This is a genomic window from Pontibacter sp. MBLB2868 (assembly GCF_051904785.1).
Lineage (GTDB): Bacteria > Bacteroidota > Bacteroidia > Cytophagales > Hymenobacteraceae > Pontibacter.
In genome coordinates, this window is the sequence record NZ_CP196710.1 from 1,101,204 (window position 1) to 1,117,171 (window position 15,968).

Consider the following 15,968-nt stretch of genomic DNA (forward strand, 5'->3'; position numbering starts at 1 on the left):
CTGCTTTGCAGCATGAACCGCCTCTGTCGCCAGTAATTCGGGCTTATCACCCTTTATATTTTATAATTTGATATCCCTAAACTTCATCCGGGGAACGGAATTCCGTCATTGAGTCCCATCTTTCTCTTTTTCGGGCTTTCACCTCAGTTTTATCGGCCCTAATCACGCCTTGTTCACCTATCGTCCAGCTCAGGGGTCTTTTTTCTTTTCCTACTCCCTCAGCCAGAAGCATCAGGCCTTCCATAAAAGCGTCTGGACGGGGAGGGCAGCCGGGTACGTAGACATCCACCGGTAAAAACTTATCTACTCCCTGCACCACGCTGTAGATATCATACATGCCACCTGAGTTAGCACATGATCCCATGGAAATCACCCATTTAGGTTCCATCATCTGCTCGTGTAAGCGCTTTATGATCGGGGCCATTTTAATGAATACAGTACCGGCGATGATCATAACATCTGCCTCCCGCGGAGTACCACGAATAACCTCCGCACCAAAGCGGGCCACATCATACTTTGGCGTCATACTGGTGGCCATCTCTACAAAGCAGCAGGACAAACCAAAGTGAAAGGGCCACATTGAGTTCCGGCGTCCCCAGGCAACCAGGTCCTGTACAGTGCTCAGCATGATACTCTGCTGTACAGCCTCCTCGTATGAGCCGGTCCCTTTTATTGTGTTTGCTGGTGCATCGGGTTTACTTAGCCACCATTTCATAGGCTTTAAATAAAGAGTTGTGTGTTTGAATTGAGTTGGCGTTTTGCCTCTATAAAATCTTTTTTTTGGTATTATTTAGTCATCTGAGGGGTTTTGTAACATTCGTTTGTATGCTTTAAGGATCTTTTTCCCGTCTGGCCCGAAGTCCAGTGCACCATTTCGCCATTCATAGACCAGCACCACCACCAACAGCATGATAAACACAAGTACACCTATGTAGCCGTACCAGCCCAATTCACGAAAAGCAATGGCCCAGGAAAGTATAAAAACGGTTTCAACATCGAAGATCACGAACAGCATTGCCACCAGGTAGAACTGTGAGGAGAAGCGTAAACGGGCAGAACCGGCCCCTAAAATACCCCCTTCATAAGGCTGACCTGTGGCCCGTTCGTTTGTTCGCTGCCCCAGCACGTAAGACAAGCCAAGGATCAATACAACCAGGCTTAATACAATGGCGCCATACACAAGCAGGGGCCACAGAAGCACACCATTTTCATTTGAAGCATACATAGACACTCCGCCTCCGGGCGAATAGAATTCGTTGATACAACAAAAAATTAGGTATTCACTTTCGGTGCTGCGTAACCCACTTGGTTATCAGGTACCGGAAATGTAATGCTCGAGATTCTCGATAATGAATTTTTGTTCGTCGATTATGTATTTTACAATGTCGCCTATGGAGATAAGGCCGACAAGTTCTCCGTTTTCAAAAACAGGTAAGTGTCTGATGTATTTGGTCGTCATAAGGGCCATACATTCTTCCATGGTGTTGTCGGGGTTCACAGATGGCGGACGCTCACTCATGATCTCTTTGATCTGTGTCTCCTTAGAGGCTTTCCCTTTCAGGATGACCTTTCTGGCGTAATCCCGCTCAGTAAAAATTCCAACAAATTTGCCTTCGTCAACAACTAGTAAAGCGCCTATGTTATTCTCGACCATCTTTTCAAGGGCACTGAAAACTGTGTCGTTTGGGTTAACAGAGAAAATCTTGTTTTCTTTTTGTTGAAGTATGTTTCTAACTGTTCCCATTTCAACCTCCTGTAAATGAATTGATAATGAATTTTTGAATATTTTTTATATACGGAGCTTTTGAAAAAAGGTCAAAAAAATAGTAGAAATATCCTTTTATTAAGTAAAATACTCATTGTTGCCTGTTTAACAACGCTTTAGGCTGATTCACAATAGTTTAAATCCTAGCCAGCCCAGGTGAAAAGAACACCTACTTGATAATTTTAGTGAGGAATGGGTTTTAAAATTCGTAGTGTCAACAGCTTGTTTTTAAACTGTTATGAGTTACCAATTTATAGTTACGATTACTGTTACAGCAGGCGCACCACCCCGGACTGCACTTTTATAGCAAGATCATTTTAACCGATAGCATACCTGAAATAACAAGAGTCACAGAACCTAGCTACACATAGCTGCTGCCGGAGCACTTTGCTATGTGTAGCCTAATTTTGTGACTCCTGAATCAGGTAAATATCAATCCCTGATAACCTTAATACTTTTCAGATTATCGTGGCTGTCTTGTATCCGCAGGAAGTATATTCCTTTGGTAAGTGCCTGATTTACCACTAAGCGTAGGGTACCGTTTTCAGAATTAAGACCGGTAACTTTTTCGAATAATTTCCTGCCTGTCAGGTCATAGAGTACAATACTTTTTAGCTCGGTCTCCGGTGGCACCAATAGCGTAATTTCCTGTTTAAAAGGGTTAGGATATACTGTTATTTCATCCGGCTGGCTTGTACTTTCATACTGAGCCAGGGCTTGTATTGTTGAGGCTTGTAAAAAAGGAGAAAGCCTGTTGCCCGGAACCGGTCTTTCCAGCGTTCCATCTGGTAATTGCCACCTAACAGCCAGGTTGTCGCCCCCATTCTCTTCTTTATGCAATGCTTCGATGTAGTATTTCTGGCCTGCCTGCAGCGTAATTTTAATGGATTGCTGCGTGCCGTACTTGGTCCACTCACGCGGGTTGGTCCAGCCGTTGTACATGTAAGCGATGCGCTGCCTGGAGCTAACAGCATCAGAAGTACCCAGCCATAGCTCAACATCATTGTCACCGGCAATCCAGAAGGTGTACTGTCCGGTAGCCGGTGCGGTAATATAGCCTCTCACACGCGTGCCATAATTATCAGCGATGTTCGTTGGGGCCTCAAACGTACTAAGTTCATTTCTACTTGTAGGAGTGGAGGTAAGAGGTATCGAAGAAATGCCATACCCTGTTAAACCGGCCCAGTACTCCCTCGTAATTTTACCAGTTGTGGTTGGGGGAGATGTTGAAGGGGTAAAGGTTGCTTTAATTGATTTGTTGCTATCCATTACTAAAGACAATGGATTAGCAGTGCTTGAAATACTGCCGCTCCATCCTGCAAAAACATAGCCTGAAGCAGGAGTGGCAGTACACTGTACTACCATGCCACTGGCGTAACTTCCCCCGGATGAAGACACAGTGCCTGAACCTTCCACAGATACCGATAGCACATAAGTAGTTGGGAGCGGGGCCGTACCTCCCTTGTATGGAGAGAGCCTGTTACCGGGTATCGGTCTTTCCATGGTTGCATCGGGCAACTGCCAGCCCACGGCCAGGTTATCCCCGCCAGCTTCTTCCTTGTGCAGGGCCTCGATATAGTAGCGCTTGCCGGCCTGCAGGCTCACCTTTACCGACTGCTGCGTGCTGTACTTGGTCCACTCGCGCGGATTGGTCCAGCCATTGACGAAGGCCAGCTTCACTTTGGCTGCCGGGTCTTCGGAGGTGCTCAGGTAGAGGTCGGCGTTGTTGTCGGCGGCAATCCAGAAGGTGTACTGGCCGCTTACCGGCGCTGTCACATAGCCGCGCATGCGGGTGCCATAGTTGTCAGCAATGTTGGAAGGTGCCTCAAAAAGGGTTGGCTCGCTCACGCTGCTCGGGGTGGTGTTTACCGGGATGGAGGTTACTCCATAACCAGAGACATTGGACCAGAACTCCCGCGAAATTTTACCGGTTACTGTAGGAGGTGGTGGAGTACCAGATTCCGTAAAAGTAGCTGTTACGTTCTTGTTTGCATCCATCACCAGCGTAACCGGATTGGCAGTGCCTGTTACTGAACCGCTCCAGCCACTGAAAACAAACCCGGTAGCAGCGGTGGCGGTTAATGTCACAGATGTTCCCTCCTGATACGTTCCGCCTGCCGGAGAAACTGAACCTGAGCCAACAGTAGTGACAGTTAGTGTGTGTGAAATAACAGGTGGCGGTGTCGTGCCGGTTATGATCTTTTGAATAGCACCCATCCATTTCTGGGCCATTTTCTCCTCACCACTGGCATTCGGGTGTACACCATCATAGGTATCCGCTCCTTTACTAGGGTCAAAGCCGGTTGTCTGATCAACGAGTATCACAGGCGAGGTGGTGGTATTTAGCTCTGAAACCAGTTTCGGAATCTCAATATTTAACAGGTTTATATTTTCAGCTGCCTGTGGCCCCACAATCTGGAGGTCCGCCGGGATTATCTTTGCCAGAAGTAGGGCGACTTTAGGATTATCCTGTCGTAACAATCTTATAACTTCCCTTATTTCGCCGATCGTCTCGCTAACTGACTGGTTATAGAACATATCATTGGTGCCAAGGTGAAGCAGGGCAATATCTGGGGTATAGCTGCTGAGCCAGGTAGCTAATTTGTCAGTTGACCCTGTAGTATAACCGTTAAGCAGTTGATCTACCTTCCAGCCCCAGTGACCTTCATGGTCCTGATCAAAAATCTTGTTGTTATAGTTTGGCCACGATGGGTTTCCGTTGTAGTTGCTGTTCTGGGAGCCGACCATGTTAAAATTGTAATTGGCATCAATAAGTTTCTTCCAGAGCGGGTATCTGTAACTCTGTGAAGTGTTGGAGCCCTGCGTTATAGAGTTTCCTAAGGTAAGGATCTGGTAGGTTTTTGTGGTTGATGCAGTTACGAGAATAGTAACAGGTGCCGAAGTAGTTGTAGCACCGGAATTGTCAGTAGCTTTTGCTGTTAAAGTATAGCTAGCGGCAGTGTTTGGTGTCCAGCTTAGGCTGTATGGGTTACTGGTATCCTGGCCCACTTTTACACCATTAGCAAAGAACTCAACATTTGTCACCTGCCCATCCGTATCTGAAGCAGTTGCTGTAACAGTTAGCCCTTGTCCTAACAAAAAGCTGGCATTGTTGGCCGGGCTACTGATACTTACTACCGGGGCTTTGTTGTCTGCTGGTGGCTGAGAAATAACGAACGGAGAGAGCCTGTTACCTGGAATCGGTCTTTCCATGGTTGCATCGGGCAACTGCCAGCCCACGGCCAGGTTATCCCCGCCAGCTTCTTCCTTGTGCAGGGCCTCGATATAGTAGCGCTTGCCGGCCTGCAGGCTCACCTTTACCGACTGCTGCGTGCCGTACTTGGTCCACTCGCGCGGGTTGGTCCAGCCATTGACGAAGGCCAGCTTCACTTTGGCTGCCGGGTCTTCGGAGGTGCTCAGGTAGAGGTCAGCATTGTTGTCGGCGGCAATCCAGAAGGTGTACTGCCCGCTTACCGGCGCTGTCACATAGCCGCGCATGCGGGTGCCATAGTTGTCAGCAATGTTGGAAGGTGCCTCAAAAAGAGTTGGCTCGCTCACGCTGCTCGGGGTGGTGTTTATCGGGATGGAGGTTACTCCATAACCAGAGACATTGGACCAGAACTCCCGCGAAATTTTGCCGGTTACTGTGCCACCGCCTGCTCCCGTTACAGTTATAGATACGGGGTCAGAAGCAACAACGTGGTTGTCTTTGTCGGTGCCAATGGCTTTTAGTGAGTAGGTCCCTCCCGGGGCGTTATACCAGGTAGCTGCATATGGCGCTGCTGTAGATTCTGCAATTTTAGTTGTTCCCTGATAATACTCGACTTTCGCCCATTCTCTGGCAACTTCAAGAAAGCTCACACTTAGATTTATCGCACTACCAGCTGTAAATGTCTGCCCTTCAGTAGGGGATGTAAGGGCGATTGGTTTTGTAATTATACCGGAGCAGTCCGGGTAAAGATCCACAAAGTCAGTAGCAGACAAACCACCGGGATCTGTAACTTTAAGTGAAATCCTGTAAAAATAGGTTTCTCCGTCGCAACCGATCGGGGTGATGGTAGTTGTGGTGGTAGGGTTTGTGTCTATTGGTTCAGGGTGGGTATGTGTGTTGTGGTGCAATGTTGTCTGCCATTCATATGAAAGGGCAGTAGTTGCACTCTCCTGGTCCTTAACATCAGCAGCTAACGTATACACCTTATTTTCTGACATAGGGTATTTGGTGCCATCCGGAGGACTTGTTATGTTTACAAGAGGTGGTGTGTTGTTAACTGATATGTTTAACGTTGCAGTGGCAGATGCCCCACCTGCATCCGTAACTTTTAGTGTTACTTTAAACACCACGTTGCCTGTCACCGAGAAGGTATGGCTCGGATTAGCTTGCACAGCATGTGTGGAGCCATCTCCGAAGTCCCAGTCATAGGTCAATGGTTTGCCTTCAGGATCAGTTGAGTTACTCCCTGTGAACTGTACTGTCAGTGGGCTTTTACCATATAGTTTGTCTGCGGTTGCTACTGCTTTTGGTGGACTGTTGGTGGCATTATAGCTTACCTTGCGCAACTGGTAGGCATAGTTGATATAGTATAGACCACCTGATACAGGATTTGAAGCCATCGCAACGACATGAGCATCCTTATTAATAAAATCAGCTACAGACTGCGGAGCATCAGCGGCATCAAATTTTGAACTCCTGATCCATCCATCAACATAATCGCCAAAGAAATAGGTGTTTTTGTATGATGCCGGAAAATCATCACCAGTGTACCAGATGCCTCCTGTAACAGAGCTTCCTGTAAACTGTGGGCCACTTACCGGTGAGGATGCGGATCCCAATAAGGCTACATCGGCATCTTCGCCGGTAAAAATCCCTGTACGAGAGGCAGTGCCTTTTTCTTTGTGCCACCAATCAAATGCGGGCCTCTGGTGCACAAACTTCTTGTAGGTATCAGGTATGGAGGTATTAAAATAATCGCAGGGGTTGCCAAAATAGGGTGGGAGTGTTTTCTTGGGTTGCTGAATCAGATTTCCGTAATAAAAATATTGTTGCGTACAGCCATTCTGGCCATACAGGGGGTTTTGTGGATCATAATTGTCCGGGACCTGCACATGGTAATACCATTCCTGTTGCGTTAAACCTTCATAAATAGGCCAGCCAAAGTTGGTCCCCGCCTTTTTTACCACATCTATTTCCTCCCAATTATACCAGCCCACATCACCGGCATAAATAATTCCCGGAAATCCAGCGCCTCCAGTTCCTGGCTTTATAGTAAACCGGAACACATTTCTGAACCCGAGAGCCCATACTCTGGAGGCTGGAGAACGAGGTGCTGAAGAATTATAGAATGGGTTAGATGGCAGCCCGTTACCTGTTGCCGGGTCAACCCGCAGTATTTTGCCATTTATGCAGTTAACTTGCTGTGCACGAAAAGCACCTATATTTTCTTTACTGGTTATGATGCCATCCTGTATCGCTTGTGGAATATAAGTGTCATTTGGGTTGGCAGGGTCGTACCCTTTATCCACGTAGCCAGCTGAGGCACCGTCACCGATGGAAAGGAGCAACGAACCGTCCTCCCCAAACTTCAAATCTCCAACCCCGTGCCCGGTATAAAGTATAGGCAGGCCTGTGCTCTTTGTTTCACCTATCAATATTTTTCTGCTTGCCGGGTCAACAGTATGTTTATTGTCTGATGTCCGGGCAGTGTAGCGTGTCAGGCGGCCAATAGTGGCATTAAAATATTCATTGGCATTAGGGTTGTAACTTCCCGTGCCGTAGTATAAAAGGTGATGGCGGTCTACTACATACAGCACATATACATAGCCATTCTTGTCAAAGTCTGGGTCCAGTGCAAAGCCTAGCATGCCGTGATCTTTCCAGTCTCCAACTTCTTCGCTTATATTGAGGAAAGGTGTTGCGAGTTTCTGGCCATTTTCTACAAGCCATACTTTACCTCCCTTTTCCCAAACAAACATACTGTTTCCGTCTTTTGAAAACGTAAGACCAACAGCTGCATTCCAGTTTTCACCTATCTGTGTGTCTGAAAATCCAGTTGGCTGCCCCAAAGACGGTTGGCTGCTGAGCAAGAAAATGATCAATAAACTAACAGGAACTTGTAAGCTATATTTGAATCGGCTGCTGCAGGTTTTAATGTAAAAACGGAGCAACGTACAAACAGCTCTCAGGGTAAAGTTATGAGGCATGTGTCAGGTATTAAGTATTAAAAAAATAAGAAAAAGTGCTACGGCAACTACTACTAATGCTTAGTTCAGGAGAAGGGCGAAATGGACTCCAGGTCAATACTTAAATAAGTGTACTGATCAGGGTATGGTAGGGTAGCAAGAGTAACTGTATGAAAATTTAACAGTTAATTATAAAAAAATAATTTTTTAATACACATTTTTACGACTTAGAATTGAGCTAGTTGCTATAAAAGCCCATAATATTACTCTTCAGAAGTATACTTCTACTTTAAGTTTGAACTGTTTCTCACTACCTGTTAATATGTATATATTAAAGCTGCTGATGGCAACCGGTATGGCTTGATCAGAAACGAATGTTTCCTGTTAGAATTAATACAAAAACATCCTGCAGATGCCAAACCTCGTAAGGCACAAGCAAAGCAGGATTTATGCGTAAAATAACTAATTGGTTAGAGTCATTCACGGGAGTTAGCTCAGAGTTTTACCAACATCTGCTTGTAACACTGGCTGTTGTGCTGGGGTTGTGGCTTATGAGCACGCTGGTGTTAAGCATTGCTTTTAAACGCGAGAAAGATATCCGTAAGCGGTATCAGTGGCGAAAGTTTACGAACTATATCATAACAGGCATCGGCATTATACTGCTTGTCAATGTCTGGTTTGGAGGTCTCAGGTCCATTGCGACTTTTTTAGGCTTGCTTTCCGCTGGTCTGGTGCTGGCCCTCCGCGAACCTGTGCTTAACATGGCCGGGTGGTTGTTTATTATTTGGAAACGGCCTTTCCGTATAGGTGACAGAGTGCAGGTGGGTGATATTATTGGCGATGTGATCGATATCAGGTTGTTTCAGTTCTCCGTGAACGAGATCAGGGGGTGGGTAAATGCCGACCAGGCTACCGGACGTGTGGTCAATATCCCGAACGGACGCTTGTTTACAGACCCGCAGGCGAACTATAACTATGGCTTTCCTTTTATATGGAACGAGGTAACAGTGGTTGTTACCTTCGAAAGTAACTGGCACAGGGCAAAGGCCATTCTTACGGAAATAGTCGACAAGCATGACGAAAAGTTATCAGAACAGGCCATGCAACAGGTAAAGCGGCAGTCGCAAAGGCATCTTATATTTTATGACGACTTCAGTCCCAGCCTTTTTACTGATGTTCAGGAAAATGGCATCCGGCTAACCATGCGCTACATGTGCAGTGTATTAAGGCGCAGGAAAAGCACGAATGACATTTGGGAAGATGTACTCACCGCTTTTGCCAGCACCGATGATGTGCGATTTGCATACCCAACCACACGTTTTTACCAGGCTAATGAAGGCCAGAAAATGCAGGGATATGATGTGCCTTGACAGCTTTTACTGCTTGTACACTTTTCCGTCCTTCATTACCATCTGTACCTTTCTCACCTGTGCGATATCTTCTGTAGGATTTCCGGCTACGGCAACCAGGTCAGCGAGCAAACCCGGTTTAATCCTGCCTATTTTATCGGCTACTTTAAACACATCGGCATTAACCGAAGTGGCGGCACGCAATACGTTCAGTGGTTTCATTCCATAATCAACCATCATTTCCATTTCACGGGCATTGTCACCGTGCGGAAAGACACCTACGTCACCACCCATGCAAATGGTAACACCTGCATCCATGGCAGCGGCAAAGCTTTTACGCTTTTCACGGATACGTTCTGGCTCTGGCCCGCTTCCTTTTTCCCAGCCATTGTATTGCGATATGGCATCTCCGGCGGCGAGGGTAGGGCAGAGGGCTACGTTATTCTTTTTCATGAGGCGGTATATTTCCGGTGTCGCGTTGTCGCCGTGCTCTATCGTGGATACACCTGCCATAATGGCCCTGCGCATTCCCTCTTCCGTTGCGGCATGGGCCACTACAGGTCTGCCACCGCTGTTGGCAATTTCAACAATTTTCTTCAGTTCATCTGTCGTAAAAGTAGGTTTTGCGGCTCCATTTAACCCCCACCGGTAGTCAGCATACACCTTGATCACATCTGCCCCTTTCCCAATCTGTGTCCTGACTTCTTTTGTTAATTCTTCCATGCCATCTGCCTCAGCTGCTCCAACCGGTGACTCAATATCATAACTCAGCACCTTGGGGCCATAACTACCCGACGCTACAATTGCCCTGGTCGCGATGATCATGCGTGGCCCCGGAATTACTCCTTTTTCAATGGCCTGTTTTAATCCTACATCATCATACCCGGCACCTTCCGTACCCAGATCTCGCACTGTGGTAAAGCCTGCCATCAGTGTCTGGCGTGCATGGTTTGTTGCACGGGCTACGCGCTCAGCTCTTGACTCTTTTAATACCTGGTCGTTCCAGGGTGTTTCGTTGTAAGGGTGAAGCAGCAGGTGGCTGTGTCCTTCTATCATACCGGGCATGAGCGTAGTACCTTTCAGATCCATCACTTTTGCTGAGGCAGGTACGTTTTTCAGGTCGCCAACACTTTCTATCTTGTTGTTATGCACCAGTACCTGCCATCCTTCATGCATGGATTCGCCATCAAACACCCTATCCGGTTTTAAAACAAAGTATGTATCCGGGGTAAGGGTCTGGGCAAAACTTAACTGGGTTAAAAGGGTGCAAATTAGTATGAGGATGCTCGGAGTATAGCGCATGCTGGGGTTAACTAATGTGTTTAAGTCCTTAATTTTAATTCCTGTGGCCATTTTGTAAAGCGTGAAGCTTTACTACATATCCAGCCATTCTTTGAAGTGTGGAGCCCTGCTGCTGCTCACAATCTGTTCGGATTCGATATGTGGGTTGAGGAGCAGCTCCAAACGCCCTTTAAAGTATGGCCTTACTTCTTTTACGGCATCAATATGTACCATCAGATGGCGGTTAGCCCTGAAGAAATTAGCGCCGTCGAGTTGCTCCTCTAACTGATCCAGGGTGTTGTTAATAATGAAACGTTTGCCATCGAATGTGTAAAGAAAAACGACGCCCTCTTCAGCCAGGAAATAAGCTACTTCCTGTGTAGGTATAGCCTTAATTGATTGGCCATTCTTTACCAGGAACCGCGATTTGCGCTGCGGTGCCTGAACCATTTTTTGTATACCCTTCAGGCCTTCCGCAATGTGCTGCTTTTTAAGGTCCTCATGCTTTTTGATGGCATGGGCAACTTCAGTAGGTTTCAGGGGTTTTAGGAGGTAATCAACGCTGTTTACTTTAAATGCTTCAATGGCATACTGGTTGTAAGCCGTGGTAAACACAACAGGTGCATGTACCTCAACTTGTCTGAATATCTCGAAGCTGTTGCCATCTGAGAGGTGAATGTCGCAGAAGATGAGGTCCGGGGCCTGGTGCAAGGTCAGCCACTTCACCGCTTCCTCTACAGAGCCAAGTGTGGCAACAATTTCCGCTTCCGGACGAATGCCGCCGATCATAGCCTTTAGCGCATCCGCAGCTAATTGTTCATCTTCAATGATCACTATCTTCATACTGCGTCTACTTGTAGTAAGGGTAATTTTACTATAAACTCCTCAGCCGTTTGCTCCACCTGCACCTGCTTATCCGATAGGTATTTATACCTGTTGATGATGTTCTGCAAACCTACTTTGGTAGAATTCACCTCATCAAGGCGCGGCTGCAGATTATTGCGCACGATCAATGCGTCACCGTCTGATACTATGCTGATAAACAAGGGTTTTTGTGCGGTGTGCCCGTTGTGCTTTACGGCGTTCTCGATCAGCATTTGCAGGGAAGTAGGAGGGAGCTCCAGGTGCTCTTTGTCAGGAGCAACATTGATTTCAAAACGTACATTGTCGCCAAAGCGGGTTTTGAGCAAATAAATATATGCCTCTATCAGTTTCAGTTCCTCACGCAGCGGTACCAACTGGTGCGAACTGCTGTCGAGTATGGCCCGGTATACTTCTGAGAGCTGACCAATAAACTGTGCTGCTATGTTAGGATCTTTGTAAACAAGCGAACTGAGTACATTCAGGCTGTTAAACAGGAAATGAGGATTTACCTGGGCTTTTAAGGCCTCTAATTGTGCCCTGAAATTTTCTTTTTGTAACTGCTCCGCCCTTAAGAACTGCTCCTGCAGTTGCTTATTGCTTCGTTGGCGCTCCACAAAGTAGTAAAAGAACAGCGAGACGATGGTACCAATCACAAAGCCTAACCGCACACGCTCGGCCTGCAGTCTAAAACCTTTTACGAAGGTTAAATAGGGCAGGAGCATAAGAATAAAAGTTAGTACAATCGTTACCAGAATAACCGTTGCCCCCTCTACAAATGGTTTAAACCAGCTGTTTATACTTGCTCCATAGCCCTTGCTATAAAATTTGGAGATGTAATTGTGTGTCCAGAAAAGGGCAAGCAGGAATATGATCAGGAGAGAAAGCTCCGTGAGAAAGCTAGTTTGAAAGTACCAGATCGTGCCTTGATGAATGAACACCATCACGTAAAAGAACAGCACCGAAGTAAGGATTGCAATCCCGATCTTTTTTAAGATTAGTGCTGATTTCTGGAACATGTTTAACTGATAAAATAACCGGAACAGCCACCTTTAAGGCCAATGGGTAAAATACTTGTCTAATTAAAGCCATTTGCCATCAAAAAGCAAACACAGTGGCTTATCTCAGAACTATTACTAAGTATAAAGCGCTGCTACTTCGGTTTGCTTATTGCTGTTTCACCACCTTTTTTACCCATTTCATATTCCTGCTGTTTGTGTTCATTTGGTTCATATCCCATTTCATTCAGTCTATGTCCCGGTTCATCGGGAACAGGTTTCAACGGAGCTATCTATCCTACATCTTTGATTCAACAAAATGATTTCAGGACAAATAAAACTTAAAGAAAATGAAAAATCTACAACACATCCTCTTCCTGCTGCTGATTACAACTGTAACACATGCAGGCTTTGCACAAGTAAATGGTTTCCTTAGTGGTACTGTTAAAGATGAGCAGGGGCAGCCTGTTGGTTTTGCCAACGTGGCGCTTTTAGAAGCCTCCAGTTCCAACATTATCAACGGCACCATCGCTGATGCCGAAGGTAAGTTCCAGATCAAATCTCCAGCAAAGGGAACGTACATACTTAGAGTAAATTTCCTGGGTTATGCACAGCAGGATTCCCAGCCGTTTGAAGTGAACGGCGAAAATTCCTCAAAGGATTTTTCTGGCATCACTTTAAAAGCAGATGCCAAGCTGCTGCAGGAGGTGGAGATACAGGCCATGCGCCCAACGGTGGTGACGTATGCTGATAAGATGGTGGTAAACGTGGAAAACACAGCCATGGCAGGGGGTAGCTCTGCTTACGAAGTACTGGCAAAATCACCTGGTGTCTGGATAGATCAGAACGGTGACCTGAAGCTGAATGGTAAAGCCGGTGTGAAGGTCATGATCAATAACAAGCTTGTTTACCTGAGCGGCAAAGAACTGCAGAACCTGCTTCAGAACGTATCCGGTGAAAACATCAAAGACCTGGAGATCATTACAAATCCATCTGCCAAATATGATGCAGAAGGTTCATCAGGAATCATCAACATCAACCTGAAGAAGAACAAAGACACTGGCTTGAACGGAAGTTTGCATGCAGGCTACCAGCACAATGTATTAAATGGTTATACTGCAGGTGCTGAAGTAAATTATAAAAAAGGCCCCTGGAATTCTTTTGCCAGCCTGGATTTTGCTGAGCGTACCAACTTCAGGATCAATAAAATGCAGCGCAACTTCCGAGGTCAGGAAAACAGCCAGCTGAACCAAAACATGAGAGAGGAAGGAACCCGTACCGTGCCTGCGCTGCGCCTGGGAACAGACTATGATCTGAACGAACGCCACAGCATTGGTTTTTTGGCTGACGTGTCCATTTACAATACCGAAGACAACATCCGAACGCTGGCCAAATTAGTTGACGTCAATCCGGAGAACAACATCGCCATCGATGCTCTGAACAACGGAACTTCTGATAACCAGAACGCTACCCTGAACCTGCACTACCTGGGCAAACTGGACACGCTCGGAACAACCTTCTCTGCTGACCTGGATTATGTGCGCCTGTACAGCCAGAATGATGCTACTTTCCTGAACCAGGTGGATAGCCTTGGCAGACCTTCTGGCATTTCAATAGAACGATTGATGTATGATAACCCCACCAACTACGACATCTACTCTGCAAAAGCTGATTTTACAAAGTCTGTTGGTAAAGCAGGTAAACTGGACTTAGGTACAAAGGCAAGCCGGGTTGTTTCTGATAATGAACTGAAGTTTTATGAAGAGACAGATGGTGCGATGCAGCTGGATGGTAAAAGAAGCAACCACTTTATTTACGAGGAGAAGATCGTGGCAGCATACGCTTCTTACTCCACAACGATCGGTGAAAAACTGAGTTTGAAAGCCGGCCTGCGTGCCGAGCAGACATTTGCAAAAGGTAACTCTGTAACCATGGATCAGACAACGGAACGAGATTACCTGAACCTTTTCCCGAGCCTGTTTGTGCAGCAAACTGTAAGTGATAATTACCAGGTGAGCTACTCTTACAGCCGCCGCATAAACAGACCGCAATACAGCGCCCTGAATCCCTTTATTTTCTACCTTGATCCTTATTCATGGGTGGTTGGTAATCCAAACTTAAAGCCACAGTACACCAACTCATTTAGCGTTACCCAAACTATTAAGCAGCGCTACAACGTGGTGCTGGACTATGCGGTAACAAAAGATTTTATCGGAGAGATTCCAGAGCAGAATGCTGAAGATAAGACTACTTACTTCCAGCAGCAGAACGTGGATAATATGAAGAGCCTGACTGCAACATTTATAGCCCCGGTTCAAGTGTCTTCTAAGTGGCAGATGAACAACAATGCTACCGTACTTTACCAGAAGTTTTCTGAAGAGATGGATCAGCAGCTGCTGTCCAATGACCAGGTATCTTTTATCATACAGTCGAACCACAATGTGCAGTTGCCAAAAGAGATACGCCTGGAGCTAAACGCAGGCTACCAGGGACCAATTGCTTATGGCTTATACCATATCAATGCCAACTGGGGAGTAGATGCAGGTTTGAAGCGCTCTTTCATGAATGATAAACTGGACCTGAGCCTGAGCGTGACTGATATCTTCAAGACAAAGAAAATAAATGGTAGCACCAACATTAACGGCAATGTGATTGCATCTGACCAGTACAGAGGCACACAAGGATTCAAGATCAACCTTCGTTACCGTTTCAGCAAAGGCAGCGAGTTTAAGTCTGGCAAGAAAAGTATAAACCTGGACGAGGTGAACAGAACCGGCCGTAACTAATCTCCATTGACAGGATAAAGAAATTAAGTTCTGATTTTGTCCTGAATCAGAAGAGGCGCTTGCCCTGGTGGTAAGTGCCTCATTTTTTATGTACCTTATGGTAATTGAAACAGTTTTTAACGTACTTCATCAGAAGTATGACTAACAGACTAAGATCAAACAGTTAAAATTTGAAGGTTAAGTATGGATGAGTTTTTACAGGCAGCCCTGGAGGAGGCCAAAAAAGGATACGCTGAAGGAGGTATACCCATTGGTTCTGTGCTGGTGCACAATGGCAAAATTATAGGCCGCGGACATAATAAGCGGATTCAGGAGGGAAGCGTGGTACTGCATGGCGAAATGGATGCGCTGGAAAATGCTGGACGCCAACCTGCATCAGTGTACCGCGAATGCACCATCTACACCACGCTGTCGCCTTGTGCCATGTGCTCGGGTACTATTTTGCTCTATGGCATCCCTAAAGTTGTTATCGGCGAAAACAAGACATTTATGGGAGAAGAGGATCTGCTTCGATCGAAAGGAGTGGAGGTAGAAGTGGCAGACAACGAGGAATGCTACCAGCTGATGCAGCAGTTTATAAAAGAGAAGCCGGAGTTATGGAATGAAGATATCGGGGTGTAGGTACAGCCGGTTATCATTCAGTTATTGGAATAGAGTGTTCAGCTATTAGCATTTACCCATACCTGCCACGGCATAAAAAGAAACGGCTGCTATTTATCATAGCAGCCGTTTCTTTTTGATGATATGGTAT

10 protein-coding genes are annotated in these 15,968 nt (G+C 46.2%); 3 read left to right on the plus strand and 7 right to left on the minus strand.

Translation table 11 applies throughout. The features are described 5' to 3' along the window. Positions 1 to 76: 76 nt before the first annotated feature. The 4 genes from ACSX1A_RS04895 to ACSX1A_RS04910 form a co-directional block, all read right to left on the minus strand. Positions 77 to 715, minus strand: a complete 639-nt coding sequence (locus ACSX1A_RS04895; protein WP_439882501.1) for an NADH-quinone oxidoreductase subunit B — start codon at positions 713 to 715, stop codon at positions 77 to 79. Between the two features lie 75 nt (positions 716 to 790). Further along, entirely contained in the window at positions 791 to 1,225 is a 435-nt protein-coding gene (locus ACSX1A_RS04900; RefSeq protein WP_439882502.1) for an NADH-quinone oxidoreductase subunit A, read from the minus strand. A gap of 87 nt (positions 1,226 to 1,312) precedes the next feature. Continuing rightward, the gene (locus ACSX1A_RS04905) at positions 1,313 to 1,744 is read right to left on the minus strand and encodes a CBS domain-containing protein (RefSeq protein ID WP_439882503.1); all 432 of its coding nucleotides are present in this window, start codon (positions 1,742 to 1,744) and stop codon (positions 1,313 to 1,315) included. A gap of 453 nt (positions 1,745 to 2,197) precedes the next feature. Beyond that, complete coding sequence (locus ACSX1A_RS04910; protein WP_439882504.1) at positions 2,198 to 7,825, minus strand: PA14 domain-containing protein; 5,628 nt, start codon at positions 7,823 to 7,825, stop codon at positions 2,198 to 2,200. A gap of 566 nt (positions 7,826 to 8,391) precedes the next feature. On the opposite strand from ACSX1A_RS04910, the gene ACSX1A_RS04915 reads away from it, so the two are divergent. Next, on the plus strand, positions 8,392 to 9,312 hold the full coding sequence (locus ACSX1A_RS04915; protein WP_439882505.1) for a mechanosensitive ion channel family protein: 921 nt from the start codon (positions 8,392 to 8,394) through the stop codon (positions 9,310 to 9,312). Between the two features lie 6 nt (positions 9,313 to 9,318). On the opposite strand, the gene ACSX1A_RS04920 is transcribed toward ACSX1A_RS04915, so the two are convergent. The 3 genes from ACSX1A_RS04920 to ACSX1A_RS04930 all read right to left on the minus strand — a co-directional run bounded on the left by ACSX1A_RS04920 (position 9,319) and on the right by ACSX1A_RS04930 (position 12,452). After that, a complete protein-coding gene (locus ACSX1A_RS04920; RefSeq protein WP_439883535.1) occupies positions 9,319 to 10,593 on the minus strand; it encodes an amidohydrolase family protein in 1,275 nt (424 codons plus the stop codon). Positions 10,594 to 10,665: 72 nt separating this feature from the next. Next, positions 10,666 to 11,415 carry a LytR/AlgR family response regulator transcription factor gene (locus ACSX1A_RS04925; protein WP_439882506.1) on the minus strand — a complete coding sequence of 250 codons (750 nt, stop codon included), beginning with the start codon at positions 11,413 to 11,415 and terminating at the stop codon, positions 10,666 to 10,668. Next, positions 11,412 to 12,452, minus strand: coding sequence for a sensor histidine kinase (locus ACSX1A_RS04930; RefSeq protein ID WP_439882507.1), 1,041 nt, complete (start codon positions 12,450 to 12,452; stop codon positions 11,412 to 11,414). The genes ACSX1A_RS04925 and ACSX1A_RS04930 overlap by 4 nt, the downstream gene beginning before the upstream one ends. Before the next feature lie 329 nt (positions 12,453 to 12,781). Here ACSX1A_RS04930 and ACSX1A_RS04935 point away from each other — a divergent pair, with 329 nt between their 5' ends. Together ACSX1A_RS04935 and ACSX1A_RS04940 are read left to right on the plus strand one after the other, a co-directional pair. Beyond that, entirely contained in the window at positions 12,782 to 15,217 is a 2,436-nt protein-coding gene (locus tag ACSX1A_RS04935; protein WP_439882508.1) for an outer membrane beta-barrel protein, read from the plus strand. A gap of 183 nt (positions 15,218 to 15,400) precedes the next feature. Next, positions 15,401 to 15,838 (plus strand): nucleoside deaminase, encoded by a 438-nt coding sequence (locus ACSX1A_RS04940; RefSeq protein ID WP_439882509.1) that lies wholly within the window; start codon positions 15,401 to 15,403, stop codon positions 15,836 to 15,838. Positions 15,839 to 15,968 lie beyond the last annotated feature (130 nt).